Raw genomic sequence first — 26,169 nt, forward strand, 5'->3', positions numbered from 1 at the left:
AATGTTACAATTCCGGTATGAACACAAAAGGCACATACATTTACGAATGGCCGAGGCCGATGGTTACGGTTGACGCTATTGTTTTCAACACCGCAGGCAGCAAGCCAAGACTTTTAATGATAAAACGCGGCAATGAGCCATATAAAGGCAAATGGGCGTTCCCCGGCGGATTCGTCGATATGGACGAGGAACTCGAAATCGCGGTCGTGCGGGAGCTTCAGGAGGAAACCGGCTTAACCGGCGTTAAACTCGAACAATTCCATACCTTCGGCAAACCCGGCCGAGACCCTCGCGGCAGAAATATCACCATCGCATTTATCGGCACAACAAAACAGGAGCAAATCAAAGGCGGAGACGATGCCGCAGAAGCTAAATGGTTCGAGATTGATGCCCTGCCGGAAAATTTAGCGTTCGACCATAAAGACGTAGCGACGTTGGCTACAAAGCATTTTAAAGAAAATATTAACCACGAATAAACACGAATCTACACGAAATATTTTTTTAGTGTTTATTCGTGTCCATTCGTGGTTCCAATTGTTTAGTGTATTATCCTCATCGCCCGCGAAGGCAGCGAAGTCAAAATTTCATGGCAAATTGTATCTGCCAGTTCCGCTAATCTGTAAACACTGCACATGCTTTCCGGGTCATTATCAATCACAGTTACATATTGGCCGACTTTCGCCTCCGGCAAATCGGTAACATCGATGACAGTCTTGTCCATACTTACTCTGCCCAGCACCTGCGTGAATTTATCGCCGACTTTTACAAACGCGTTATTCGAATACACACGCCAGTAATTATCCGCGTAACCAATCGGCACAATCGCGCCGACAGTATCGCGCCAGGCAGTGAAAGTTCGTCCGTAACCGATTGGCTGGCCTGCCTTATAATGATTTAACTGAACAATCGGCACTTCGAATTTCATCGTCGGCTCAAGTTTAACCTTCAGCAAATCAGGATGCTCTGCCCAACCATAAAGAGCAATGCCGCAGCGAACCATATCGAAATGAGCCTTTGGCATATTTAGCGTTGCCGCACTGCTTGCCGCGTGAATTATCACATCTTTGCAGGCCAGAAGCGACTGGCTCGACAAAAATTTCCGCATATTTTCATACTGATGTTCTGCGTAATCAAGATTCTTCTCGGCCGCGGTTGAAAAATGCGTATAAACGCCGGCAAGTTTCACATTGGATGCGGAGCGGATTTTTTGAATCAGTCCAGCCGCACGTTCGGCCTCGATGCCGCAGCGCCCCATACCCGTTTCGACTTTTATATGAACGTTCAGAATATCTTTTGTATCTTTCAGACAATTCTGAACATAATCCAGCGAGTCGAAACTGACAATCGCGCAGTGAATTCCTTTTTCCGCGCAAAACTGAATAGCATCCGGCTGATAGGCGATATGAACAGGCTCAAGAACAAGAATTTTCGTTTCGCCGACAATATCAGCGATGTATGCCGCTTCGTAAATGTTCGCGACAGCAAAAAAATCGACCTGTCCCTGTTTAAGAATTTTGACGATGTGCCTTATGCCATGGCCGTAACCGTTAGCCTTGACAACCGCGCATATCTTCGTTGCTGGTTTGCACAAACTTCGCACGGCATTGAGATTATTCAAAAACGCCTGCGAGTAAATATGAACCTTCTGGTCTTCCCGCGTGTACTGACTATTAATTTGTAATTCCATTTACTATCAAAACTACGTCGCCGTATCCGGCGTCGGCTAAACAACTGTTATTTATCGTTTTTAATTTGTTTGTAAAGAGCGAAAAGCTCTTTGAACGCCCGCAAAATCACTTTAAGATTCGCGCCTGTCTGTGTGCCTGCCGTTCTCGGATAATGATGAACGCCAAGCTGATAAACTTTATAACCTTTATTGTTAAATCTTGCAAATATTTCTGTATTAATCAAAGCGCCTGTGCTTTTCAATGTTATTTCATCAAAAATTTTGCGTTTGTAAAGTTTAAAAGCACAATCCATATCTTTTATTTTCATACCGAACAAAATATTGACCATCGTCGTCCAGCAAAATGCGTTAAGTTTTCGCATAATATTATCCTGCCTGTTGATACGAAAACCCGTTACGATGTCATATTCGCCGGTATATTTGAATAAAAGCGGAAGCTCTTTAATATCGAACTGGCCGTCGCCGTCGGTGTAGAAAACATACTCTTTTGTCGCCGCTTTAAAACCGCTCTGCAGCGCAGCGCCGTAGCCTTTGTTCGGAGAATGATGAACAACTTTAATATGATTATTTTCTGCGGCAAGCCTATCTGCGATTTTGCCGGTATCGTCCTTACTGCCATCATCAACCAGAATTACTTCATAATCAATACCCAAAGATTCGAGTAATTCGATTGCAGATTTGGCAACCCTCTCGATATTATCCTGCTCGTTGTAACAGGGGAAAAAAACTGACAGCGATTTAACTTGCCCGTTATCCATAAATTTTCAATCTTCAATTTTAAATTTTGACGTTACCACCGCGAAGTTTTGCTTATGGTTTCCAATTCGGTACCAAATTGCGGATATATTTCACTATCGTACTTTTGTTTAAATACCGGCTCCGTACCCGCCAGATAGTTGCCGATTATGATCGTAGCCATAAGCCTGTCGCGATAGCCGTCTTTTTTCATATAGTCGTCTTTATTCTTAAGATAATCGTCGAAATAATCGTGAAACACCTTGGACAATTTCGCGTTAAGCGTCGGATTGTTGTGTCCTGTACGAATCAGTTCGATAGCGGCTGTATTTGAAGGCTTAATCGACAATGCTTTTTCAAGAAGACCAAACGCCACATTGGAATCGCCGTCCTGCAATCTGACGATATTATAACCTGTTGTAAGCAGTTTTGAAAACTCGTCAGGAAACTTTGTCGTTCCTCTGAAAATTCCGGTATAAAGTTCCCGTCCCTGTTCGGATTGCACATTGACGAATATTTCCTGTTCATCATCCATATAGGCCGGCCGCCAGTTTGGATTTGTCTCAAGCCCCTTGGTTAAAACGGAATCAAACTGCGCAGCGGGCATAATTGTAACCCATACATTTTCTTTGATAAACTGCTCATCAAGCCACTGGCCGACTTTTTGATAATCGGAATTAGTCAGCGATCTGCCTGCCCTTTCAGCCGCTCGCACAGGGTCGCCGCCGCTCATAATATACATCCATCGCTGATATGCGTCGGTGTTGTACGCGGCCTGCGCCCTGCCGTCCATAAACAACTGCAAAGGCGTCTTGCCTGTGTTCGGGTCGGGGAATTGTCCGTAAGCCAGAAAACCACCTTCCGTCCAGTAATTGAATACCTCGCCGCGCATATTATTGTCGCGGACAAACTGGCAGGCCTTGAAAGGCTTTGCATACGATGCGCTCATTCGCATAAACACACTCGTCAGATAACCGCTGTCCGGCCAGGGTTTGAGATAAATAGCGTTATACCAATATCCCCACCAGCAGGTCAAAAATATAACAACCGCCAGAATCGCCGCGGCAAACGCTCTCTGTAATTCACGTGGAAACGGACTCATTACCGATTTGCCGGTTCCTCTTAAATTAACCGTCGCGACAATCATTCGGATGCTCGAATCAATAAACATCGCAAGAATCGGACAGGCCGCAATCGCAGCGACCGGAATAAATCTTCGTGAGCCGATTGCCATATATATTGTCATCGCAGCGATGGTCAAAAGCGGCAAATCAATCTTCGGCCATTCGTATTGCTCCTGACCCAGGTTTTCCTGCGGTTCCGTTTGAGCTTTGACTTTTCGCGCAACAACTTTCGGCTTGAGTAAAAGCGTGAAGACCCACACTGCCAGCAGCACCCACGCAATGATATACATAATTAAAAACGGTATTTCATCGCCGACCGGATTATCCCATTCAAAAGCCGGGTGCCATTCGTTTACCGTCTTCCACATCTTGGCGTGTTCGCTTAAAGTTACCTCGAAGGTATGCGTGATATTCGTAAGATGGAACGGATTGAAAATTATCATAGCAACCAGCGCAACGCCCGCCGCCGCAACCGTATGCCACCACGCTTTAGCGCTTATGGTATGCAGTCTTTGCCTGAAAGCGCCGAGCAGCAGCGCAACAATCACAAATCCGATAAACGCAACGAAAAAGGACAATCTGCTGTCGCCGACATAATCCTTGAACAGCGCATTATAATCCATCAGCGAATTAATGCCTGTCGGGAAAAATCTGCCGACAACTGAAATAAATACAATCACTGAAACAATTATCTGATAGAGAGCTATAATCGCAGGTTTGATATTTTTCAGGAACAACATTCCAATGTTAACGATCGCAAAAATCAGGATAAACCAGAATAACGCATCCTTTGCAATCGCCGGCGGAAGAGCCTTTACATCCAGTCCGTTTTGAAGAGCCTCATGGCTGTAAAATTTCACGGACATCGCGAAAAAAAACAGCCAGCCGAAACTGAAATACAACGCCATCGACAATTTCTTCGGCAGCAGATTCAGCAGATGCAAACCGATGAATGGCACAAGTACGATAAAGACGTAAATATATCCGCCGTGCAGATTGCACCACAAAACCGTAACAGGCACAATCAGCCAGATGTACAAATAATTTTTATAAACCGCCAGAACAAAAATAAACAACAGCATCGCCGTGAGCATATTTGAAAAACCCGCGGGCCTGATATCGAAAAATGTCCTGCCGATAAACAGTGCAAAACACGCGAAAATCGCAGAAAGAGCCATATTCGCACCCAGCGTTCTGCCCGTGTAATAGACAATGATAATCGTAGCGATATACAGCGCATACTTCCAGTAAACCAGACTGTCGTAAGTAATCTTCTGCTCGACGATTGGCTTATCGAATGTTTCAGCGTCGTGAATTGGCGAACTCTGTGTCAGCCAGTAGAAGAAAACGTGCGTAAGCCAGTTCTGGTCAACCCAGCCGGTCGGATGCCATTTTTTAACGGTTTCCAAACCGACAGTCTTCGTAATTTTCTGCGCCCAGCTCGGCCATTTTTCAATATCTGCCGCAGTCGGTCCGGCTTTGTGAGAGTTTGCGCTGAAAGGTTCGACGGTATCGACTCCGTGATTTAAGAAGTGTCTGCCGCAGGCCATCGCAACCCACGTATCGCCCGCACCAACCATGTGCGTTGCAGAATGAAGAGCGAACAGAATCATCGCCCACCAGAAAATCAGCATAATCCAGCCGCTCATCGGCTGCCGTTGGGAAATCTTTTCTAAATCAGTCATTATTTTCTTTCATTAATTTTTACAGTTCGGTTCATTGTATAAAATTTGCGGAAGTTCAAATCTATCGGCAACACCGTTTTTATCAACCATAGAGAAACTGCACGGCATCGCTATTGGGTCGGCAACTATTCGGTTCGCATTTGATTGAAACAGAAAAACACCGAGCACAAAGACTGCCGCCGCCGCCGAACTCAAGCCCCAGCCCCAAAAATCGAGCTTGTGGTAATGAGAAAAATTATGGGCAGTTGTTTGCGGGATTTGAGCTATAAGTTTGCCCTTAAGTGCAGACGGCACTTCAATATTGGAAAGAGAACGCAACTTTAACTCTATCGAAGATATTTCTTTTTTCCACATATTCATTTTGCCAGCAATTCTTTAAGCTTTTTCATCGTTTGATTAATCTGCCATTTTACCGTACCGACAGGCCTATCGAGAATTTCCGCAATTTCGCAAAAAGTAAGGCCTTCAATATAATGCAGCACAATATTTGTATAATCCGGCATATCCAATTTACGCATAGCATCGTATAAACATCGCGATTCTTCATCAGCCAAAACTTTGCTCAAAGGATTGATATCACAGGAATTTTTATCCCTGTATTCTTCATATCTTTCCAATAAAGAAATCTGCCTTTTCGATTTTCGGGCAGAATCAATAAACTTGTTATATGCGATTTTATACAACCATGTTTTAACAGAGCTTTTTGCCTTAAAGGTATCCGCATTTGACCAGGCTGACAAAAAAATGTCTTGAGTCAAATCCTCAGTCTGGGCCGTATTACCGGTCAGATATAATACAAACCGATAAATTTCCTTATAATTTTGACAAACAACATTTTTACATTCTTCAGTCGTTATCGCCATATTTTGGAGGCCGAGAAGTTCCTTCAAAAACCGTTAAATTCCCAAAAACTATCTAATAGACGACCGTCAACTTATAAAGGTTGGCAAAAAAATAAAAAAATTATCCCTTGAGCCATTTTTCTAATCTGTCGAGCCCTTTGGTAATCTGTTCCATAGAAGTCGCGAAGCTCAAGCGGATATTATTATCGCAGCCGAACGGCCCGCCCGGCACAAGCGCAACGCTTGCCTGATCGAGAAACGCCGATGCGAAATCCATACTGTTATTAATCTTCACCCCGCCGATTGTTCTGCCGAAATGAGCCGAGACATCCGGGAAACAATAAAATGCGCCTGTCGGCTTCGGACATTTAACGCCCTGTAATGCGTTTAACCGCTGCGACATATATTTGGCGCGTTTCTCAAACTCAACTCTCATTTTTTCAACTTCGTTATTCGGGTCACTGAACGCAACCAATGCACCTGACTGAACGAAACTTACAGGGTTCTGCGTCATATGACCCTGCAATCTGTCCATAGCTTTAATCACATCGATTGGGCCTGCGACATAACCGAGTCGCCAGCCGGTCATCGCATAAGCCTTGCTGAAGCCGTTTATAGTAATTGTACGTTTGAAAGCGTCTTCGCTCACAGCGGCAAAACTTATAAATTTTGTCGTGCCGTAAATCAGATGTTCGTAAATTTCATCGCTCAAGACCATAATATCCGTGCCTTCAAGCACTTTGGCTATAGCTTTCAATTCATCCGGAGTATAAGTGAAGCCGCCCGGATTGTTCGGGCTGTTTAAAAGGAACATCGCCGTCTTTGGCGTAATTGCTTTTTTCAATTGTTCAGGAGTAATTTTGTAATCGTTTTTGAGTTCCGTCTGCACGACTTTCATTACAGCACCGGCCAGTTTAATCGTTTCCGGATAAGTTACCCAGTAAGGAGCGGGAACGATAACTTCATCACCTTCGTCGAGAACAGCCTGCATACTTTCATACACAGAATGTTTCGCGCCGAGATTAACAATGATTTGTTCCGGTTTATAATTAAGATTATTTTCCTTCTGAAGTTTTTCAGCGATAGCTTTGCGAAGTTCAGGAATCCCGGGCGTCGGCGTGTACTTGGTCTTGCCTGCCTTGAGTGCAGCGATTGCCGCATCCTTTATATATTGAGGCGTATCGAAATCCGGCTCACCTACGCCGAAACCGACAACATCAACGCCTTTGGCTTTAAGTTCTTTAGCTTTGGTGTCAACCGCCATAGTCGCTGACGGAGGTACAGCCTGTGCCCTTTTACTGACTTTCATCTGATCCTTTCTGAATAGTAAATACAGTTTGGCATTTAAACCCTTTTCAGGCCAATATTAAAGCACATATTAATCGACAGGTCAATACTTAAAACCGGTATATAAGTACTTGCTTAATAACACTTTTTGAGTAAAATGCGGATGCTTTTAAGGATATAATATGCAATTTAACTGGACGGATGCGGTTTCGCTTGTGCTGGCGATAATTTTCGGCGGCTTCATTGGAGCCGAGCGGGAATATCGCGGCAAACCGGCAGGTTTGCGGACAAACACATTAATATGTCTCGGCTCGTGCATCTTCACTATGATTTCCACAACTCTTTCCGGTTCAGACCCGGGCAGAATCTCCGCACAAATTGTTACAGGCATAGGTTTTCTTGGAGCAGGCGCTATTATTCACAGCGGTATTGGCATCCACGGCCTGACTACCGCGGCGGTAATCTGGATTGTCGCAAGTATCGGAATGGCATGCGGAGCAAAAATGTATATTCTGGCCGCGGCCGCAACCCTGCTTTCACTTATAGTGTTACTGGTTCTGCCGTGGATAGAAAAACCAATCAGTAAAAATCATCCGTCGGAAAACCACCAAAATTAAGTTAAAGCACATTGCCCCTTTTGCCCATTTTCACATCCGATAAAAAACAATTTATTATTTAATTATTTTCTTTAAATGAACGATAAATGTAATTAGTATAAGTATATAATACCGCAGGTATTTTTTAATTGCGCGTCGAATGATTGTTACGTCATTACGCCGACTTCGCTAAGCCGCGAATTACAATCGCAATTATTTAAGCCCGTTGGTATAAGTTATGCAAGGATGCGGGTCAGCGGTATTATGGATAAGAACAAAACGTCTGACAAGAATTCCAAAGACGATAACGATTATCTCAAATGGTCGAACATTGGATTGGAATTCGGCGGGGTAATAGCGGTTTTCTGTTACATTGGGTATAAGATTGACGCTGTTTTAAACTCAAGTCCTTACTTTCTTCTTGGCGGTTTTTTTGCTGGTTTTATAGGAATGTTCTATCTGATTTATAAGCAGATGAACAATAAGAAATGATGAATCTGTTAAATAATCTTGTTTTGGGCGAGTTCAGCCCTCTCAAGCCGATAGTGCCGGTAATCCTGTTTGAGTTTAAAATAGGCCAGTACACCGTCCCTGTCAGTAATCATATGTTAATGATTGCTGCCGCTTCGGTGATACTTTTAATCCTGTTGCCTCTTGCCGCCTATCCGAAAAGACTTGCACCAAAAGGCCTCCAAAATTTAGTCGAGGCAATTTGCGTATTTCTGCGGGAAGAGGTCGCACGCCCTGCTTTGCACGAGCACACAGACAAATTCATCGGTTTCATTTGGACGATGTTTTTCTTTATTTTAACGCTTAACTTACTTGGAATGATTCCCACTGAAGCGATAATTCACGTGCTTACCAAGAAGGAAAACCACTTTGGCGGCCCCGCTACGGCCAACATCTGGATTACGGCCGGACTGGCGTTTACAACGTTTTTGGTAACACACATTGCCGGAATCAGGCAGCAGGGATTGATACATTACATAAAGACTTTTATACCGCCTGTTCCATGGTATATGGCACCTTTTATGTATTTCCTTGAAATAATCACTGCATTTGTAAGACCTTTTGCACTTGCGGTCAGGTTATTTGCCAATATCGTCGGAGGCCATACGATAATAGCCACACTGGTCGGATTGATTATCATTTTTAAAAATTATGCCATAGCTTCGGTTTCAGTCGGAGCTATCGTCGGAATGTCCTTTCTTGAACTTTTAGTGGCATTTCTGCAGGCATATATCTTTACAATTCTTTCAACACTGTTTATAAGTTTTTCAGTTTCACCTGAACATTAACTTTTTTTTGGAGATAAGTATTATGGATGGAATAGCAACTACAGCATTAGCAGTAGCCGCTGAAGGCAATAGCCTGGCAATTTTTGGCGCAGTTATCGGTTGCGGGCTTGCGATTATCGGCGCCGGCATTGGCATCGGTTTCATCGGCGGCAAAGCCCTTGAAGCGATCGCTCGTCAGCCTGAAGCACAGGGCAAAATATCTACTACGATGATTATCGCTGCCGCTCTTATCGAAGGCGTTACGTTCTTCGCTCTGATTGTATGTTTCTTAACACTTTTCTGGCTCAAAGGCTAAACAAGACAGGATTTAAAATGAATAAAAGAATCATAACAGCAATTTCGATTGCGTTATTGTTCGGCGGCACTGTTGTCGCGTCCGAAGAGGCCGCACCTGCACAGGAAGGCATCTTCAGCGGCTCTTACGCGGATGCCCTTTGGACAGTTATTGCTTTCGGCACACTGGTCATTGTTCTTGGCATTTTCGCATGGAAGCCCCTGCTTAGAAGCCTCAAGACCAGGGAAGATACTATTCAGCAGCAGTTATCCGATGCCGAGAACGCAAAGTCAAAGGCAGAGCATCTGCTCGATGAGCACAAGCATAAAAGCCTTGATATAATCGAGCGGGCCAACAAGTATGCCAATCAGACCAGCAAGGAAATTGTCGAACAGGCACGCAAAGAGGCACTGGCCATTACAGACAGAGCCAATGCTGAAATTGCCGGCGCACAAGGCATCGCATCGCAGCAATTGTGGCATATGGCTGGTAATATGCTTATTAATATCAGCCAGGAAGTGCTCGGACGAAGCATTACGCCGGAAGATAACAAGAGACTTATTCACGAAGCTATTGGAAAGCTGCAGGAAGAAAGCCTTAACAAATGATATCTTCAAATTTTTTATATAATTTGGGCGAAATTTACGGCCATGCACTTTTTGAACTCGCGGCCGAACGAGGCGAAGCGGACACTGTCAAAGATGACCTGGATGAAATTGACAGATTTATGTTCGCAGAAGGCGATTTCCACGCCATTATGTCTTCTCCTTTTCTCTCGGCCGAACATAAGAGAAAACTTGCTGAAACTTTGTTTACCGGCAGGGTCTGCGAATTAACTTTAAATTTTTTACTTGTCGCCGGTTCAAAGAATCGTTTGAGTGCGATATCGTATATGATCAAAAAATATGATAAACTTTACAGAGAATCCAAAGGCTACAAGGACGTGTGGATGACCATTTCGCACGCTATCGAACAAAGCGAAAAAGACGCGATAAAGGCATCGCTGACCGAAGCTTTCAAAACCGAAAATGTTACATTGGAATTCAATGTCGAACCGGCCATTATCGGCGGCGCTGTTATTAGATACGAAGGCAAGATGATTGACAATTCAATCCGAACCAGATTGCATCGAGCGGTCGATACAGTCATTTCTCGAGGCAGGAATTCAGGAAAAAGTATATGAAATTTGATATTAGTGAATTAGGCGGAATCCTCAAACAGGAAATAAGCCAGTATAAAAATAAGCTCGACGTTACTGCAGTCGGCCGGGTCGTTGAAGTCGGCGACGGCATCGCCAGAATCTACGGCCTGCAAAACGCTATGTCCGGCGAAATGCTTATGTTTGAAAACGGCGTTAAGGGCGAAGTATTCAACCTTGAGGAAGACTCCATCGGCGCGGTTATTTACGGCGATTATGTTAAAATCAAGGAAGGCTCCGATGTTCACTCTACCGGTCAGCTTCTGTCTGTTCCTGTCGGCAAAGAGCTTCTGGGCAGAGTTGTCAATCCGCTTTGTGAACCTATCGACAGCGGCCCTACGATTCAAACATCCTCGACAAGATACGTCGAATCCGACGCTCCTTCAATTTCGCAGAGACAGCCGGTAAAGAAACCTCTGCAAACCGGCATTAAAAGCATTGATTCAATGATACCAATCGGCCGCGGGCAGCGTGAGCTGATTATCGGCGACAGAAAAACCGGCAAAACAGCAATCGCTATTGACGCAATAATAAATCAGAAACAGGAAAACGTTGTTTGCATTTACGTCGCCATCGGCCAAAAGGAATCAACGGTCGCCGAAGTAATCGAAACTTTCCGCAAACACGGCGCTATGGAATACACAACGGTTATTACCTCCCCTGCTTCGGACATCGCATCGCTGCAATACATCGCACCGTATTCAGGTTGTGCGCTGGCTGAATATTTTATGTATGAACATCAGAAAGACGTTCTGATTGTGTACGACGATTTGAGCAAACACGCCGTTGCGTACCGTCAGTTAAGTCTGCTTCTTCGCAGGCCGCCGGGCAGAGAAGCGTATCCGGGAGACATTTTCTATCTGCACAGCAGACTGCTCGAACGCAGTGCAAAACTTTCCGACAAACTTGGCGCAGGCTCAATTACAGCCCTGCCGATAGTTGAAACTCTCGAAGAGCAGGTTTCAGCTTATATTCCGACAAACGTTATTTCAATCACCGACGGCCAGATATATCTGAAAAGAGATTTATTCCTTTCGGGTATCAGACCTGCTGTTGACGTTGGCACAAGTGTCAGCCGTGTAGGCGGCAACGCACAGGTCAGCGCTATGAAGAAAGTCGCCGGCAGATTAAGACTGTATCTGGCGTCATACAATGAATTGTTGAACTTCGCACGTTTGGGCACCGAACTGGACGCTGCGTCACAGTCGCAGTTGGACAGAGGCGCTCGAATGGTCGAACTGCTCAAGCAGCCGCAGTTTTCACCCGTTACCGTAGGCGAGCAGGTCATTACTATCTTTTTGGGACTAAGCGGCCTGCTGGACGATATTGCCATTAAGAACGTTGCGAAATTTGCGCAGTCGTTTACACAAAGATTAAAATCCGAACACGGCGATTACATGGAAGAAATCAACAAGAGCGGAAACTTCAGCGACGACCTTGCGGCAAAAGTTACCGAAGAAATCAAAAAATTCAAAGAAGCTAATGCGTTGATTTAGTTGATAGTTGTTAGTTAATAGATTCAGAATAAAATAATATGGCAGGAACAAGACAAATATTACAGCGGCGCAAGGCTGCCGACAGTATCAGGCGAATCACTCGCACAATGGAGATGGTCTCTACCGCCAAGTACAAGACATATCACCACCGCAGAGACATCGCCGCTGAATACGAAAACGCCCTTTCGCAAATCGGATACCTTATGGTTACCTCACAGGAACCGATCGACCATCCGCTTTTGAAGCAGAACAAGTCTAATCGTTCTTCTGTTTTGGCTGTGGGTTCAACTCGCGGACTTTGCGGCTCGTATAACAGCCATATCTCACATCTGATTGACGTGCATATTAAAAACGCCGCACAGTTCAATCGTGAGCTTGATATCTACGCGACCGAAAGCAGACTTTTAAGCACTATCGCATACAAAGGTATAACGCCCCAAAAAGTATATCCAAACATTGACAAATGTCTCGAAGGCGTCGGCATAGACGAGATTACAGACCACTGTATCGACCGGTATATGGCAGGCGAAATCGACAATTTTGATATTGCGTACATGCAGTACTTTTCAGCGTCGAGCCAGAGCGTGCAGACAATGACGATTCTGCCTTTGACGGAACTGATTGACAGTCTTACCACGCGTTCGACCGCGATTTGGCCTTACGATATTTCTTTCGAGGAATTTTATCTTTCGCCGAAAGCTTTTGAAGTAATCAAAGGACTGGCTCGAATTATCGTTCGGGCGTCTATTGAATTTTGTTTTATGGATGCCGCGTTGAGCGAGCATTTGGCGCGTATGGTTGCAATGAGAAGCGCAACCGACAACGCCGAGACTATGATTAAGAAATTAACAAACGAATATAACACCGCCAGACAAAGCAAGATCACGGGCGATTTACTTGACATTGTAGGTGGAACCGGAGCATTAACATGAAAAAAGGCAAATTAGTACAGGTTATCGGAAGCGTTTTCGACGCTAAATTTGATTTGCAGGATGTACCTGCCGTACACAACGCTATTGAGATAACTATGCCCAGCGGCAAGAAGTTATTCGGCGAAGTGCAGCAGCACCTTGGCGACGGCAAGATTCGCGCTATCGCGATGGGCAGCACACTGGGCCTCCGCAGAGGTCTTGACGTCTTTGACACCGGCGCCCCGCTGACGGTACCAGTCGGCAAGGAAACACTCGGCAGAGTGCTTAATCTGCTCGGCGAACCTATTGACGAGGGCGGACAGATTATGACAAACGTAACGCGTCCGATTCACCGCAATCCTCCGAAACTGTCTGAGCTTTCCGCAAAATCGGAAATGTTCGAGACCGGCATTAAAGTTGTCGATCTGCTTTGCCCGTTCGTAAGAGGCGGCAAAACAGGCCTATTCGGCGGTGCAGGCGTAGGCAAGACCGTCGTTATACAGGAACTTATCGCACGTATCGCAACCAAGCACGGCGGCTATTCAGTATTTGCCGGCGTTGGCGAGCGAACACGTGAAGGAAACGATTTGTGGCTCGAAATGCAGCACACTAAAATCGGCGACACTAATGATACCGTTTTAAATCATACCTGCCTTGTTTTCGGCCAAATGAACGAACCGCCGGGAGCAAGATTGAGAGTCGCATTGACAGGCATGACGCAGGCCGAATATTTCTGCGAAAGCGGAGTAGGCGACACGCTCTTGTTCATCGATAATATTTTCCGTTTCTCGCAGGCAGGCTCGGAAGTATCCGCACTGCTTGGCCGTATTCCATCAGCGGTAGGTTATCAGCCGACATTAGCCACGGAAATGGGCGAACTGCAGGAAAGAATCACATCTACACTCCGCGGCTCAATTACTTCGGTACAGGCGATTTACGTACCGGCTGACGATTTGACAGACCCCGCACCGGCAACGACGTTTACGCATTTGGATTCGTTTGTTGTGTTGAGCCGTGCGATTACACAGAAAGGTATTTATCCTGCGGTTGACCCGCTGGAAAGCTCATCTCGTATTCTCGATGAAAATATCGTTGGCAAAAACCATTACGACGTTGCGCAAAGAGTGCTCGAATATCTGCAGCGGTACAATGATTTGCGCGATATTATCGCGATTCTCGGCGTTGACGAATTGAGCCGTGAAGACCAGATGGTTGTCGCAAGAGCGAGAAAGCTCGAAAGATTCTTCTCGCAGCCGTTCCTCGTTACGTTCCAGTTCACAGGCCTTGAAGGTAAATATGTCGATAAGGCCGATACGATTGAAAGCTGCAAACAGATATGCGAAGGCAAATGGGATCATCTGCCGGAAGAAGCGTTTATGTATGTCGGAACAGTTGAAGACGCCGCACAGAAAGCCGCGCTGCTTACAGGTAAAAAATAATGTCTGAATCAAAAAACATGTTCAAATGTACAATTGTTTCGCCGGCAGGCAAACTGCTCGACTGCTCGGCATCGAGCGTCATCTTTATCGCGCACGACGGCAGCGTAGGCGTTATGAGTCATCACATGCCGATGCTCTGTGAACTTGGCATTGGCATTATGGAAATTAACTTACCGCATACCGACACATCCGAGGCCGGTAAAAAATTCGCATTGATTGACGGCGGTTTCGCGCTGGTTCACTCCAATGTTGTCCACATAATTGCCGCCGACGCCGTCATCGGCTGGGACGCCAAAAAAGACAAAATTAACATACTTGTAGACGCCAACAAGCGAAAGCTCAAAGATACACCTGAAAAATCCCCGCAACACGCGCATCTGCTGAAAAAGAATATTCTTTTGGAACAATTGTTGACTTATCATAGTGCGTAAGCGATTTGTACACCTGTGCAAGCCTTTTACATACCCTAAACCAGGCTTTTTTTACTTTGCTTCCTCTCATTTTCTGCTAATATTTTGTGCATGGCGACGAAAACACATAATTTATCCGGAAAATGGCAGTTTAAACAATACCCTGTTTCAGCACGAAGGATGCGCGACCTCAACGAAGGCAGCTGGCTCGATTGCACTGTCCCGGCTTCGATTTTCTCGTGCCTTATCGATGCGCAAGTCATCGACCGCAAAAAACTGGAAAATAATCCCAACGATTTTTATCAGGTAAGTGTTGACCCGTGGATTTTCAAAAAAACATTTGATGCGCCAGAAGATTTCCTGCAATCAGAAAAAATGGAGCTTGTCTTCGACGGCCTTGATACTTATGGTCGAATCTGGCTCAACGGAAAACTGCTCGGCAATACAGATAATATGTTTTGCCAGTGGCGTTTTGATGTCGCAGAACTGTTACAACCGAAAGATAACGAACTTCTTGTAAAATTCGATTCCGCAACCGAAGAAGGTCAGCGTCTGATGAACCGCTTCGGAAATTTCTATCCGACCGCACTGCCCGAATGTTCGCTGCTGATGCGGCCGTATGTTCGGAAATCACAGTGCCAGTTCGGCTGGGATTGGGCGCCGACAATGCCCGGCTGCGGTATCTGGCAGCCTGTCCGACTTGAAGCGTTTGACAAAAGCTGTATCCGTGATATCCAAATCGCAACGATAGACTGCGATAAATCAAACGCTGATATAAAAATTTCGGTACAGACGGATAATTTTGCGAAAAAACACATTAGCTGCGATATCAGCATTTGCGACTCCGACGGAAATATCGTTACATCGACAAGATTGGAATTGCCGAATAACCAAAACAACGCCTCGACAGTAATAAAAATCCAGCAGCCGCAGCTTTGGATGCCGCGAGGTTACGGCGAGCAGCCTTTATATAAACTCGAAGCCCGCCTTGTTTGCGATGACAGGCAAATTGATACGACCCTGAAAACTTTCGGCATAAGAACGGTGAAGATAAACCAGACTCCCGACGAATTCGGCACGAGTTTCCAGTTCGAAATCAACAATCAGCCTGTTTACGCCAAAGGTATTGATTGGATTCCCATTACGCTCTTCGTCGGCTCGGCGACGGAGCAGGATTACGAAAAGCTGCTCGAACTGGCAGTTGACGCTAATATAAATTTCATCCGCGTTTGGGGCGGCGGATATTACGAAACAAATACTTTCTATGATATCTGCGACAGACTCGGCATTATGGTCTGGCAGGATTTTCTGTTCGCCTGCTCTCACTATCCAGACCGCCAGTGGTTTATGGATATTGTAAAAAAAGAAGCGACGCAAAACATTATCCGTCTACGCAACCATCCGTCGCTGGTAATCTGGTGCGGCAATAATGAAATCGACTGGCAGCAGGCAATGCACACTCGCAAAGGCCAGAAATTCTACGGTAAAAATATTTACCATTCGCTTTTGCCGGAACTTGTCCGCGAGCTTGACCCGAATCGCGATTATATTAATTCTACGCCATTCGGTCCGTCCAAAGACCCAAATACGCCGAAAAGCGGAACCATTCACCAGTGGGACGTTTGGGCATGTATGAAACATACGGACAATTATCTTAGCACGATTCCGCGTTTTGTTTCTGAATTTGGTTTCCAGGCTCTGCCGTGCAAAAAAACACTGGAAGAACTTTTTGATATTGATGCTGCGCATACCGCCGCCGATTCGCTCGAAAAACATAACTATATGATAAACGGCATGAACAGACTGCTTTATTATATTAACGAACTGTTCCCGATGCCGCAAAACATCGATGAATTTATTTATCTGTCGCAGGTGGCGCAGGCTCGCGCGATTCGCAAATATGTCGAACATCTCCGCCGCAATTCGCATATCAACTCCGGCGTTTTGTACTGGCAGTTTAACGATTGCTGCCCGTCGATAAGCTGGTCTGCACTTGATTATAAGAATCGCAAAAAAGCGTTATACTATCACACTCGCAAATTTTACGCTCCGGTCGTCGTTTCCGCGTCAGCACAGATTACACGCCATCGCCCGCAGCATAAAACTATCGATGCGATTACAGCATCAGCCGTGAACAACTCGCTTTTACAGCAGACCGCATTGCTTGTGTGCAAACTTACGGATACGAATTTTAATGTTATAGATGAATTCAGCAGACCGTTATCTATTGGCCCCGGCTGCGTGGAAAAAGTCCTGCTGCCAAAGTCGTTCACTGCTGAAAAGAACCAGAACGACACGTTTATTCATATCCAGCTCCGCGGCGACAAAGAAATTTTAGCTGAAAATGTATTTTTCTTCGTGCCGGATAAATATTTTAATTTCACACCGGCAAATATCACGGTTAAAACTGAAAAAGTTGATGCGTTGAACTGGAATTTGATTTTAAGCAGCAAAAATTTAGTAAAAGATGTTCACATTGACTGCGCGTTCGATGCTGAATTAAGCGACGACTATTTCGACATATTGACGAACGAACCGGTAAATATTAGAATTAAAACAGATAAACCAATGGAAGAAATATTAAGTGGAATAAAGTTTGAATCTGTTAATTGTTTTATCGCGAATAAATAATGTTTACATGTCCAAACTGCCAGACCGAACTAAAGAGGATTAAGAGCAAATTCGGCATGTTCTGGTATTGCCCTTCCTGTAAAGGCCGGGCTGCCACGCTCGAACTTTTGCGAAAAATAATCTCCGGCAACTCTACAAGTAAACTATGGCAGCGGACAATTTCCGGCCAATATCCGCAAAAACGAAAGTGTCCATCCTGTGCAAGTCCGATGGCCGAAGTACCAATCATAAACGGTGAATACACCGTTTATCTCGATACGTGTAAAAGATGTCGTATGGTATGGTTCGACAACAATGAATATCAGCAGCTTCCAAAAATAAAACCGGAAGCAAAAATCACTGACAAACTCACGATGGAGCAGCGTGAAAAACTTGCTCTTGCAAGGTTGGAATTTGAAAAAGAAAAACAAAGAGCTGCAGATATCGGCTACTCGTCAGATGAAGCACCTGATAATTATGTACAAGTATTACTTGGATTTGTAGGGTTTCCAATTGAATACGACGATGAAAGAATCAAAAATACACCTTTTGTTACATGGACTTTAACCGCTGTAATAGCTATTGTAAGTTTTTTTGCTTTCTATAATCTGAGAGAAACAATAAATAATTGGGGCTTGATTCCTGAATATTATTACCGCCATTCGGGATTAACGTTAATCAGCTCTTTTTTCTTACACGCAAATATTTTTCACCTTGTCAGTAATTTATATTTTTTAATTATCTTCGGCGATAATGTCGAAGATTTTCTCGGCAGATTCAAATATATAGTATTAATAATTCTTGCGGCCTTGGTTGGAGATATTACTCATATATTATCCGACCCGCATTCATTAACTCCGTGCATCGGAGCAAGTGGCGGCATTTCAGGAGTTATCACTTATTACGCTTTAAGATTCCCTCACAATCAAATTGGAATGATGTGTGGCTACAGATTCTTATTTAGATGGATTCGTATGCCGGCTATCTGTCTGTTTGCTTTATGGATACTGATGCAAACAGTGGGCGCAATTGCCCAATTCCACGGGTTTAGTAATGTCTCTGCACTTGCACATTTGGGCGGCGTGGCAACAGGTTTTGTTTTCTGGCTTTATACTCGGCCAAAAAATAAGGCTTCAGAACATTCTGAAGCCTTGTAATGGAGATGATGGGAATCGAACCCATATTTCCGCGATGCGACCGCGGTGTGCTCCCGTTACACCACATCCCCTATACGAGAAAATTCGAAATCCTAATATCTAAATCCGAAACTACAGTTGCCATTTTTCATAGCATACAATTTTTTCGACACTCTCGCGAGGTCTGTGCACTTCCTTATCGGTCGGGTAACCGACAGGCATAATTTCAATTATTTCCACTCGGTCGGGAATGCCGAGAATGGGTTTAAGTTTTTCTGGATAAAACGAGCCAATCCAGCAGCTCGCCAGTCCTTCGGCCGTAGCCGCCAGCGCGATATGCTCCATAGCGATAGCGACATCTATCGACGCAATCGCCAGACCGCACCGCATTTTATAATCACTGTTGCTGCATCCGACAATAATCGCCGGTGCCGTGGCGATAAACATCTGCTCATTGGCCGCCATAGCGACTTCCTTACGCAGTTTTTCATCAGTAACGACAACAAACCGCCAGTCCTGCAGATTCTTGGCCGATGGCGCGAGCCTTGCCGCTTCGATTATCCTGTCGAGTTTGTCCTTTTCGACCGGTTTTGAAGCATAGCTTCGACAAGCATACCGTTTTTTTATTGCTTCGTATAAATCCATAAGGCGGCTATTATAATCGGTCAATTTTTATCGTCAAGAATTAAGAAAGAGAAATGACAAGATTAAATTGTGCAGGTTAACATATTTAAAATAAAAAGGCCGATATCAAATGTCGGCCTTTTTTGTTAATCTTTGTTATATTATTACTTTTTTCTCAAAAGCAAGCCGCCCAAAGTCAGAAGCAGAACTGTTGTTGGCTCTGGAATAACCAGCGATACTGATGCAGCTCCTACTACTCCATCCGCGAATACTATTCCGCCGCGATATGTAGTTTCTGTCGAAATATTCAAAGTGGTTTCAGTTGCACCATTTAAATCTATCTGCAGCACTACCAAGTCGGATAAATCCAATGGAATCGAATTGGAATTTGCGTACATTCCTAAATCGAGTAGATTAACAATCCAATCAAGATTAATATCTCCCGCACTAAAATCGCCATTTATCAGCCAGTTTTCTACAACCACTCTCAAATCAAGCAAATCAACAAACCCGTCATAATTCAAATCTAATTCCGGAAGATAATCATCGTATCCAGCTTCGCTGCAAAGAATATCCGCTGCCATTTCAAGAGTTATTGCGTTTGTCCCCAGACTTCCATATACTCCAGGATAACCAACCGGCGAAACCGGCGTACCCCAACTGGTTACAACACCAGACATATCCATCATAATTGTACTGGGGTATATTGGAAAATATGAACTTGCTGAAACCAAACTGGTAAAAGTTGCGCCATTCGTCAAAGTTGCATTTAACGCGATTCCCACAGGAACATTTAAACTATCTGCCCCACTGTAGCCGATTGCAACTTTTCCATCACCAAGATTGATTGCCGTAAGCTGAAAACCAGCGGTTGCAAAAAGTGATGAGCTTAAAGTGATGATACAACAACACACTAACCTCAAAGATACCTTCATTTTCCTCCACCTCCAAAAAAAAATAATTTCTTCACCGAATCAACTAAGGGTTAAGTATATTCAAGAATACAACTTTGTCAAGTCTAAAATACCTCTTTACATTACAATAAAAAATGGTATATTAATTCCATAAGCATAGAAAAGGATGATATGGCAGGAAATAACAAAGTACATCCGGTTCAATTCGCATCACTGTTTAAGCCCGCTTATGTAGTCTGTCACACACAAAAAACCGACCGCGATTCTGTTCTGCGCGAACTGCTGACCCAGCTTGCTTATCAGGCCGGAATTGGCAATGTGGACGAGGCCTTCAAGGAAGTGCAGCATCGTGAAAACGAAATTCCCACAATCGTCGGTCCGGGCATCGCAATGCCGCACGCAAGACTCGACAGCATCGACAAAATCATCGTCGGCGTGGCAACCGTAAAAGACGGTTTCGTTTACGCACCGGAACGCAGCAATAATACAGTTAAACTTATAATTCTCACACTCGCGCCAAAGATTGCCCCCGGCCTGTATTTGCAGGCGATTAGTTCTGTCGCGAAAATTTGTCAGGCTCCGGCCACTGCCGACACCGTTGCCAAATTAGACACGCCGGAAAAAATATGGTCGTTCTTCCAGACAAACGGAGCGACCCTGCCGGAGTTTCTGCGAGCCTGCGACATTATGGAACCTGTTACCGTAAAACTTCAGGAACACGATACGATGGAGCGTGCGATTGATTTATTTATCCGACACCTTGTCAGCGAAGTGCCCGTGATTGACAAAGATGGTGAACTCATCGGCGTGGTCTCTACGCACGAGCTGCTCCGCGTTTGTCTGCCGGATTATGTGCTGTGGATGGACGATTTAACGCCGATTATTAATTTTGAGCCTTTCGCGCAAATCCTGCGAAAGGAAAGCCAAACCTGGCTGGCGGAAATTATGACATCCGATTACGCAACCGTTGACGAAAACGCCCCTGCCGTACAGGTCGCAAAGGAAATTTCACGTCAGCAAACTGATATCGCGTATGTTATGCGAGGCAAAAAACTGATTGGCATTGTTTCGCTTGCGACATTTTTAAGCAAAGTGCTTCGGGAATAAAAATGACAGAGCAGGAAATAAAAAAACAGAAAATCAAAAATACATTATACCTCTGTATTATGCTCGCAGTAAGCGGCGCCGTCGGTCTGCTCGCGCATTCTCTCGATTTCAACAGACAGCAGGCGATGTCGTGTTCGATATTCATTATGATTATTATGGCCACGCTGCTGTTTTGGCAGTTCCGCCTGGCGATTGCGTTTGTCGGCATCGGCGTGCTTATGGGCACAAACGTGCTCACGCTGCCTACATTTATCCGTGAATGTAAAATCGATGTGATTCTGTTTCTCGTCGGGATGATGGTAACTGTCGGTGTACTGAAAGAGCTTGGCCTTTTTACATGGATAATTCAAAGCGTAATCACTATTCCGCACATCACCGGCAAAACATTTGTCATTATCATCGCCGTACTCGGCGCGTTTATGGCCTGCGCGGTTGACGAAGTTACATCCATCGTTTTCATCGCCACGCTGATTTTTCAGGTCTGCGATACGCTGAAAATCAAACCCACACCTTTCGTCATCATCGGCGTACTGGCCACAAACATCGGCTCTACCGGCACAATGCTCGGCAATCCTGTCGGTATTCTCATCGGACAAAAAGCGAATCCGCCTTTGAGTTTCGTTGACTTCATTACGTGGTCATTTCCGATAATGCTCGTAACGCTCACGGTCTCCATCATTCTTTTAATGATGATATACAGAAAAGACATAAAGCTGATGACAGAACGCCTCAACGACCGCAGGCAATTAGGCCTTGGATTGGGGCCATTGGTGAAAGTCCCGTATAAAAGCGGCCTGGCAGTGCTCGTTGGAATGATTACGTTCATCGCTCTGCATCACCATATCGAAATCAAACTCGGCCTTGCCCCGAATACAGTGCTGATTGTCGCGCCGCTGGTCATTGCGGGTCTGCTGATGCTCTGGCGGCACGAACGCGCACGCCATTATATCGAAGCCGACGTCGAATGGTGGACGCTGCTTTTCTTTATGATGCTGTTCGCAGTCGCAGGCACACTCGAAGAAACACACGTCTCGAGCAAAATCGCCGGCTATTTCCAACAGGCCTTCGGCGATAAGCCTGCACTTTTGACACCCGTAATAATTGGTGTTGCAGCTATTGGCTCTGCATTTGTTGACAATATCGTTTTCGTCGCGGCCTTTATGCCGATTGTCAACGACCTCGGCCACACGCCTCTGCTATGGGCATTGCTTCAGGGCGCGTGCCTTGGCGGCAATATTACAATGATTGGCTCGACCGCAAACATCGTTGCACTTGGTATGCTCGAAAAAAGGTACAAAGCGCACATTTATTTCTTCGAATGGCTAAAGGTCGGCGCGGTCATTGGCATCACATCCTGCATTATCGCATGGGGCGGAATTGCCCTTTTATCGCCTTATATGCCCACAAAACAGCAGCGGGAAGAAATGCGTCAAACACTCGAAAAGAAAACCCTCGAACTTCATCCGAGTTTAATTGGCGATTCTAACAATTGACACACGCCAAATCTTTGGTATTCTAACAATATGGCAAATAAAAAATTACCAAAAACCGGAACGATTGAAATAGCACCATCAATTTTGAGCGCAGACTTTTCACGTCTTGGCGATGAAATCGCACAGGTCGAAAAGACCAGCATAACAATGCTGCATCTTGACGTAATGGACGGTCATTTCGTGCCGAATATTACGATTGGCCCTGTTGTCATTTCAAAAATCCGCAAATGCTCGAATCTTTTCTTTGACAGTCATCTGATGATTAGCGAACCGGGAAAATACGCCGATGCGTTTATAAAAGCAGGCGTAGATAATATCACGTTTCATATTGAGGTTGTTCCGAATCCAACGGACTTCATAAAGAAACTGCACGATGCCGGTGTTTGCGCAAGCCTTTGTTTGAATCCTGAAACACCGGTTTCGGCGATAGAAAAATACGCGCCGCTGGCGGATATGATTTTAGTAATGACGGTTCACCCCGGCTTTGGCGGCCAGAGTTTCATTCACGAAGCCGCGAAGAAAATCAAACCGATTCGACAGATTGTCGGCCCGAATATTAGAATCGAAGTCGATGGCGGAATAGATGCGAAGACCGCACCGATAGTTACACAGTTAGGTGCTGATACACTTGTCGCCGGCAACGCTATTTTTGGTCAATCTGACCGCACTGCCGCGATTAATGCTATAACCAACGCTATTACAAAAAAATGACAGAAGAGCCTGATGTGTATCTTATTCCTTTCAATGGTTTTTCGGATATCGATGCCTCGCAGCTTTCAGTCGTACTTTCCCAAGATTTGAACATTGTCGTAAAAGCTACCGGATGCATGTCTGTCCCAAACGACTCATATGATCCTCTACGACAACAGCATGTTGCAGATAGATTTGGCTACTGTATACATTTGCCTTTTCGCTATTAGTTTTTTCACTTCAACCCCCCTTGTGGGACTTGAAGAAAAAAAACAGAGGGGGCGGATGTGTTAATTCGTGGTTCTTGAGCCGCAGCGAAACCCCTTCGGGGTTCTTTTCTTCGTGAAAATAAAGAGAGGGCAAAAAAAATCCCGCATTAGGAAATGCGGGACAGGGCAAAAAGGGAACCAAAAATTATTTCAAATTGTATTCAACTCTTATAAACAGGATTATATCGCAATCATCCTTTAAAACCAAATCGCGGAAACTGAATTTCTGAAATTTGAATCATAAAGACCTTCGGCAGTCTGCTGCCTGTCTTTTTATAGGACGGTTACCGAAAAATTTTTCGATTCGCATTGGTTTCGTTACTGTGAAAATAGGAAAAATTTTCCAGCAAAGGTACGATAATAACCGGCTTTAAATACTGCCGCCCTGCTTTTCGCCCCATTTTACACAAAAGCACTCTCGCAAATTTGTTTTTGGAGCGAATTTTTGATATAATCAATTTCGTAATTGGGGTAGTAACAGCACTGATTTTCATCGCGAATCATTTGGGAACTATAAAAAACGAAAGGGGTTTATTGATGGTAAGAAGAGTTATAACAATTTGTGTATTAATGGTCGTTTTAAGTTCAGTATCAGCGTTTGGGGCGGTATATTCACAGGTTCAGAGTTTCGCCGGCACTCCGAACATCAACAACACATTTACATTTAATCAGTTCAACACTTCTTTGGGAACATTAACCGGAATTCAGATTACATTAACGGTAAATTCCCAGGGCGGCATATATGTGCTTGATAACGATAGCGATTCAGCCGCAACCGGCACATTTGAATTCGGCGCAATGGGCAGCATGTCTTCGACTGATGTGATATTACTAAATTCGATGTTCGCTTCAATCCCCGGCAATGTCGGCGCGTATCAGACGCAGACGTTTTCACTTGCCGCGGATAATGGCGACGGCATTGGCAATTTGGATTCAACTGGCCCGGACGGAATGGCATATATCGGCCATAGCGAAAGCGGCTCCGGCACAGGAACTGTATCGAATATGTTATGGTCAATGGGTACCAAAGGTTTCCTCGGAACAGGCACATACAATATTCTTTGCAACATTATGCAGTGGTCGAACTTAACCAGTACCGGCGGCGTAGAATATTCAGTAACACCGGTAACTGCGAGCGGTTCGGTACAAGTAAGCTACATTTACGATGCTATACCAGAACCGGCAACCCTTGTAATACTCGCATTGGGAGCGTTGATACCAATGAAGAAAAGATTCAGAAAAGCCTAAAAAATGGGAAGAGTTCTCATATATGAAAGAAGCCTCGAAAATCGGGGCTTTTTTCTTGCGCCAACGGCCTGAAATTTGTAACACTTTAGCCGTACAATTTTTCGTAGGGGCAGACCCATGTGTCTGCCCAAAGGGCGAACACGTAGGTTCGCCCCTACATTTGGCTAAAGTGGTACAAAAATTAAATATATTTTTCTCTTGCATTGGCTGTTTTTTGTGGTATAATGCCTGTTGAATTTTGGTTGGGAGAAAGTATTTCAGCACCGGATTAGAAAACTCACATAGTTAGCTTACAGTGTTAGTGTATGCGTGTTTGGAGGCACCACTTTTATTTTTCAGGAGATTAAGTTATTCAGCGCAGAAATTGCGCGCGTTTTAAAGCAACGTATTTAGTTTAGTGTTCGTTTTAAACAGAAAGACTTAATTTTTGGAAAGTGAGGCCTTTATGAAAAAGGCGGTATTACTGACGTGTGTATCACTTCTCATCGCAGTTGTGCCGGCGTTCGGCTTAACAACTATTCCACAGGTATTCACCTTTGGCTCTTCTGCTACGTACTGGACAAATCCTCTGGTTGTAAATCAATTCGATAATTCTTTGGGAACATTGACCAGCGTTCGGATTTCTATCGACGGCGATATGAGCGCACTGCTGACCATCGTCAACAACTCAAAAAAGAGTAAATCCTCTACCGGCAACGCAAACGCCGAAGTGGAAATCGAACTTACAGGGCCGAGCGGATTGACACAAACATTGAATCTCACAAACAATGACGGCATTGATTATATGCTTGGCGCAGGAAATTCCCTTGTTTCTTCTACTCCTCTGACAGGCAGCGGAAATGCTATCGCAACCTGGGACACTGTTGCGATTCTTGCAGCGTTTACAGGCAGCGGCACTGTTAATTTGACTCTCGACGCATCAGGCGCAACTAATCTGTACAACACAGGCGGTTCGACTTACATCAGTGAAGATTCGACTATAGCCGCTGGTTCGAACGTATCAATTGCATATACTTACCATGTTCCCGAACCGGCCACCATTGGTTTGTTGGGTATTGGCGCTTTGGCATTTCTTCGAAGAAAAAAATAAATAAAA

At 44.8% G+C, this 26,169-nt stretch carries 26 protein-coding genes and 1 tRNA gene; 18 read left to right on the forward strand and 9 right to left on the reverse strand.

The features are described from left to right. Nucleotides 1–17: 17 nt before the first annotated feature. The gene (locus tag LLF92_06580) at nt 18–476 is read left to right on the forward strand and encodes an NUDIX hydrolase (GenBank protein ID MCE5340779.1); all 459 of its coding nucleotides are present in this window, start codon (nt 18–20) and stop codon (nt 474–476) included. A 62-nt stretch (nt 477–538) separates the two neighbouring features. Here the strand turns inward: LLF92_06580 and alr are convergent, their stop codons facing one another. The 6 genes from alr to LLF92_06610 form a co-directional block, all read right to left on the reverse strand. Continuing rightward, a complete protein-coding gene (alr, locus tag LLF92_06585) occupies nt 539–1,687 on the reverse strand; it encodes an alanine racemase (GenBank protein MCE5340780.1) in 1,149 nt (382 codons plus the stop codon). A gap of 47 nt (nt 1,688–1,734) precedes the next feature. Further along, on the reverse strand, nt 1,735–2,445 hold the full coding sequence (locus tag LLF92_06590; protein MCE5340781.1) for a glycosyltransferase family 2 protein: 711 nt from the start codon (nt 2,443–2,445) through the stop codon (nt 1,735–1,737). 32 nt (nt 2,446–2,477) lie between these two features. After that, complete coding sequence (locus LLF92_06595) at nt 2,478–5,231, reverse strand: hypothetical protein (protein MCE5340782.1); 2,754 nt, start codon at nt 5,229–5,231, stop codon at nt 2,478–2,480. A gap of 12 nt (nt 5,232–5,243) precedes the next feature. Continuing rightward, on the reverse strand, nt 5,244–5,591 hold the full coding sequence (locus LLF92_06600) for a hypothetical protein (protein MCE5340783.1): 348 nt from the start codon (nt 5,589–5,591) through the stop codon (nt 5,244–5,246). Beyond that, complete coding sequence (locus tag LLF92_06605; protein ID MCE5340784.1) at nt 5,588–6,094, reverse strand: RNA polymerase sigma factor; 507 nt, start codon at nt 6,092–6,094, stop codon at nt 5,588–5,590. The genes LLF92_06600 and LLF92_06605 overlap by 4 nt, the downstream gene beginning before the upstream one ends. Before the next feature lie 100 nt (nt 6,095–6,194). Further along, the gene (locus tag LLF92_06610; GenBank protein MCE5340785.1) at nt 6,195–7,382 is read right to left on the reverse strand and encodes a pyridoxal phosphate-dependent aminotransferase; all 1,188 of its coding nucleotides are present in this window, start codon (nt 7,380–7,382) and stop codon (nt 6,195–6,197) included. A gap of 160 nt (nt 7,383–7,542) precedes the next feature. Here LLF92_06610 and LLF92_06615 point away from each other — a divergent pair, with 160 nt between their 5' ends. The 12 genes from LLF92_06615 to LLF92_06670 all read left to right on the forward strand — a co-directional run bounded on the left by LLF92_06615 (nt 7,543) and on the right by LLF92_06670 (nt 18,749). Then, on the forward strand, nt 7,543–7,977 hold the full coding sequence (locus tag LLF92_06615) for an MgtC/SapB family protein (GenBank protein ID MCE5340786.1): 435 nt from the start codon (nt 7,543–7,545) through the stop codon (nt 7,975–7,977). Nucleotides 7,978–8,220: 243 nt separating this feature from the next. Continuing rightward, on the forward strand, nt 8,221–8,448 hold the full coding sequence (locus LLF92_06620) for an AtpZ/AtpI family protein (GenBank protein ID MCE5340787.1): 228 nt from the start codon (nt 8,221–8,223) through the stop codon (nt 8,446–8,448). After that, nucleotides 8,445–9,254 (forward strand): F0F1 ATP synthase subunit A, encoded by an 810-nt coding sequence (gene atpB / locus LLF92_06625; protein MCE5340788.1) that lies wholly within the window; start codon nt 8,445–8,447, stop codon nt 9,252–9,254. The genes LLF92_06620 and atpB overlap by 4 nt, the downstream gene beginning before the upstream one ends. A 22-nt stretch (nt 9,255–9,276) precedes the next feature. Continuing rightward, a complete protein-coding gene (atpE, locus tag LLF92_06630) occupies nt 9,277–9,549 on the forward strand; it encodes an ATP synthase F0 subunit C (GenBank protein ID MCE5340789.1) in 273 nt (90 codons plus the stop codon). 17 nt (nt 9,550–9,566) lie between these two features. Further along, nucleotides 9,567–10,136 carry a F0F1 ATP synthase subunit B gene (gene atpF, locus LLF92_06635; protein MCE5340790.1) on the forward strand — a complete coding sequence of 190 codons (570 nt, stop codon included), beginning with the start codon at nt 9,567–9,569 and terminating at the stop codon, nt 10,134–10,136. After that, the gene (atpH, locus tag LLF92_06640; protein MCE5340791.1) at nt 10,133–10,711 is read left to right on the forward strand and encodes an ATP synthase F1 subunit delta; all 579 of its coding nucleotides are present in this window, start codon (nt 10,133–10,135) and stop codon (nt 10,709–10,711) included. The genes atpF and atpH overlap by 4 nt, the downstream gene beginning before the upstream one ends. Next, nucleotides 10,708–12,222: a F0F1 ATP synthase subunit alpha gene (atpA, locus tag LLF92_06645; GenBank protein MCE5340792.1), complete on the forward strand. Its 1,515-nt coding sequence runs from the start codon at nt 10,708–10,710 to the stop codon at nt 12,220–12,222. The genes atpH and atpA overlap by 4 nt, the downstream gene beginning before the upstream one ends. A gap of 38 nt (nt 12,223–12,260) precedes the next feature. Next, nucleotides 12,261–13,154 carry a F0F1 ATP synthase subunit gamma gene (locus tag LLF92_06650; protein ID MCE5340793.1) on the forward strand — a complete coding sequence of 298 codons (894 nt, stop codon included), beginning with the start codon at nt 12,261–12,263 and terminating at the stop codon, nt 13,152–13,154. Beyond that, nucleotides 13,151–14,572, forward strand: coding sequence for a F0F1 ATP synthase subunit beta (atpD, locus tag LLF92_06655; GenBank protein MCE5340794.1), 1,422 nt, complete (start codon nt 13,151–13,153; stop codon nt 14,570–14,572). Before LLF92_06650 ends, atpD begins: the two co-directional genes overlap by 4 nt. Then, nucleotides 14,572–15,003: a F0F1 ATP synthase subunit epsilon gene (locus LLF92_06660; protein ID MCE5340795.1), complete on the forward strand. Its 432-nt coding sequence runs from the start codon at nt 14,572–14,574 to the stop codon at nt 15,001–15,003. Before atpD ends, LLF92_06660 begins: the two co-directional genes overlap by 1 nt. A 90-nt stretch (nt 15,004–15,093) precedes the next feature. Further along, nucleotides 15,094–17,613, forward strand: a complete 2,520-nt coding sequence (locus LLF92_06665) for a hypothetical protein (protein ID MCE5340796.1) — start codon at nt 15,094–15,096, stop codon at nt 17,611–17,613. After that, entirely contained in the window at nt 17,613–18,749 is a 1,137-nt protein-coding gene (locus LLF92_06670) for a rhomboid family intramembrane serine protease (GenBank protein ID MCE5340797.1), read from the forward strand. Before LLF92_06665 ends, LLF92_06670 begins: the two co-directional genes overlap by 1 nt. Here LLF92_06670 and LLF92_06675 read toward each other — a convergent pair. From LLF92_06675 to LLF92_06685, 3 genes are all read right to left on the reverse strand, one after another. Continuing rightward, nucleotides 18,750–18,820 (reverse strand) — tRNA-Ala (locus LLF92_06675). It lies immediately after the preceding gene. A 40-nt stretch (nt 18,821–18,860) separates the two neighbouring features. Next, nucleotides 18,861–19,373, reverse strand: a complete 513-nt coding sequence (locus LLF92_06680) for a nitroreductase family protein (GenBank protein MCE5340798.1) — start codon at nt 19,371–19,373, stop codon at nt 18,861–18,863. A gap of 143 nt (nt 19,374–19,516) precedes the next feature. Then, complete coding sequence (locus LLF92_06685) at nt 19,517–20,287, reverse strand: PEP-CTERM sorting domain-containing protein (protein ID MCE5340799.1); 771 nt, start codon at nt 20,285–20,287, stop codon at nt 19,517–19,519. 150 nt (nt 20,288–20,437) lie between these two features. On the opposite strand from LLF92_06685, the gene LLF92_06690 reads away from it, so the two are divergent. From LLF92_06690 to LLF92_06710, 5 genes are all read left to right on the forward strand, one after another. Beyond that, on the forward strand, nt 20,438–21,373 hold the full coding sequence (locus LLF92_06690; GenBank protein ID MCE5340800.1) for a PTS sugar transporter subunit IIA: 936 nt from the start codon (nt 20,438–20,440) through the stop codon (nt 21,371–21,373). Between the two features lie 2 nt (nt 21,374–21,375). Next, nucleotides 21,376–22,866: a hypothetical protein gene (locus LLF92_06695; GenBank protein ID MCE5340801.1), complete on the forward strand. Its 1,491-nt coding sequence runs from the start codon at nt 21,376–21,378 to the stop codon at nt 22,864–22,866. A gap of 30 nt (nt 22,867–22,896) precedes the next feature. Further along, nucleotides 22,897–23,577, forward strand: a complete 681-nt coding sequence (gene rpe, locus LLF92_06700; GenBank protein MCE5340802.1) for a ribulose-phosphate 3-epimerase — start codon at nt 22,897–22,899, stop codon at nt 23,575–23,577. A gap of 785 nt (nt 23,578–24,362) precedes the next feature. Then, nucleotides 24,363–25,073, forward strand: coding sequence for a choice-of-anchor E domain-containing protein (locus LLF92_06705; protein MCE5340803.1), 711 nt, complete (start codon nt 24,363–24,365; stop codon nt 25,071–25,073). A 445-nt stretch (nt 25,074–25,518) separates the two neighbouring features. Next, nucleotides 25,519–26,163 (forward strand): PEP-CTERM sorting domain-containing protein, encoded by a 645-nt coding sequence (locus tag LLF92_06710; GenBank protein MCE5340804.1) that lies wholly within the window; start codon nt 25,519–25,521, stop codon nt 26,161–26,163. The last annotated feature ends 6 nt before the right edge of the window (nt 26,164–26,169 follow it).

It is taken from the genome of Planctomycetaceae bacterium (assembly GCA_021371795.1).
GTDB lineage: Bacteria > Planctomycetota > Phycisphaerae > Sedimentisphaerales > UBA12454 > UBA12454.

Coding starts and splice junctions, on each gene's coding strand:
- alr (MCE5340780.1), bottom strand. CDS start 1,687: ATGGAATTACAAATTAATAGTCAGTACACGCGGGAAGACCAGAAGGTT.
- atpE (MCE5340789.1), top strand. CDS start 9,277: ATGGATGGAATAGCAACTACAGCATTAGCAGTAGCCGCTGAAGGCAAT.
- LLF92_06590 (MCE5340781.1), bottom strand. CDS start 2,445: ATGGATAACGGGCAAGTTAAATCGCTGTCAGTTTTTTTCCCCTGTTAC.
- LLF92_06670 (MCE5340797.1), top strand. CDS start 17,613: ATGTTTACATGTCCAAACTGCCAGACCGAACTAAAGAGGATTAAGAGC.
- LLF92_06605 (MCE5340784.1), bottom strand. CDS start 6,094: ATGGCGATAACGACTGAAGAATGTAAAAATGTTGTTTGTCAAAATTAT.
- LLF92_06600 (MCE5340783.1), bottom strand. CDS start 5,591: ATGAATATGTGGAAAAAAGAAATATCTTCGATAGAGTTAAAGTTGCGT.
- LLF92_06580 (MCE5340779.1), top strand. CDS start 18: ATGAACACAAAAGGCACATACATTTACGAATGGCCGAGGCCGATGGTT.
- LLF92_06680 (MCE5340798.1), bottom strand. CDS start 19,373: ATGGATTTATACGAAGCAATAAAAAAACGGTATGCTTGTCGAAGCTAT.
- atpH (MCE5340791.1), top strand. CDS start 10,133: ATGATATCTTCAAATTTTTTATATAATTTGGGCGAAATTTACGGCCAT.
- atpA (MCE5340792.1), top strand. CDS start 10,708: ATGAAATTTGATATTAGTGAATTAGGCGGAATCCTCAAACAGGAAATA.
- LLF92_06685 (MCE5340799.1), bottom strand. CDS start 20,287: ATGAAGGTATCTTTGAGGTTAGTGTGTTGTTGTATCATCACTTTAAGC.
- LLF92_06660 (MCE5340795.1), top strand. CDS start 14,572: ATGTCTGAATCAAAAAACATGTTCAAATGTACAATTGTTTCGCCGGCA.
- LLF92_06650 (MCE5340793.1), top strand. CDS start 12,261: ATGGCAGGAACAAGACAAATATTACAGCGGCGCAAGGCTGCCGACAGT.
- LLF92_06610 (MCE5340785.1), bottom strand. CDS start 7,382: ATGAAAGTCAGTAAAAGGGCACAGGCTGTACCTCCGTCAGCGACTATG.
- atpB (MCE5340788.1), top strand. CDS start 8,445: ATGATGAATCTGTTAAATAATCTTGTTTTGGGCGAGTTCAGCCCTCTC.
- rpe (MCE5340802.1), top strand. CDS start 22,897: ATGGCAAATAAAAAATTACCAAAAACCGGAACGATTGAAATAGCACCA.
- LLF92_06690 (MCE5340800.1), top strand. CDS start 20,438: ATGGCAGGAAATAACAAAGTACATCCGGTTCAATTCGCATCACTGTTT.
- LLF92_06620 (MCE5340787.1), top strand. CDS start 8,221: ATGGATAAGAACAAAACGTCTGACAAGAATTCCAAAGACGATAACGAT.
- LLF92_06595 (MCE5340782.1), bottom strand. CDS start 5,231: ATGACTGATTTAGAAAAGATTTCCCAACGGCAGCCGATGAGCGGCTGG.
- atpD (MCE5340794.1), top strand. CDS start 13,151: ATGAAAAAAGGCAAATTAGTACAGGTTATCGGAAGCGTTTTCGACGCT.
- atpF (MCE5340790.1), top strand. CDS start 9,567: ATGAATAAAAGAATCATAACAGCAATTTCGATTGCGTTATTGTTCGGC.
- LLF92_06710 (MCE5340804.1), top strand. CDS start 25,519: ATGAAAAAGGCGGTATTACTGACGTGTGTATCACTTCTCATCGCAGTT.
- LLF92_06615 (MCE5340786.1), top strand. CDS start 7,543: ATGCAATTTAACTGGACGGATGCGGTTTCGCTTGTGCTGGCGATAATT.
- LLF92_06665 (MCE5340796.1), top strand. CDS start 15,094: ATGGCGACGAAAACACATAATTTATCCGGAAAATGGCAGTTTAAACAA.
- LLF92_06705 (MCE5340803.1), top strand. CDS start 24,363: ATGGTAAGAAGAGTTATAACAATTTGTGTATTAATGGTCGTTTTAAGT.
- LLF92_06695 (MCE5340801.1), top strand. CDS start 21,376: ATGACAGAGCAGGAAATAAAAAAACAGAAAATCAAAAATACATTATAC.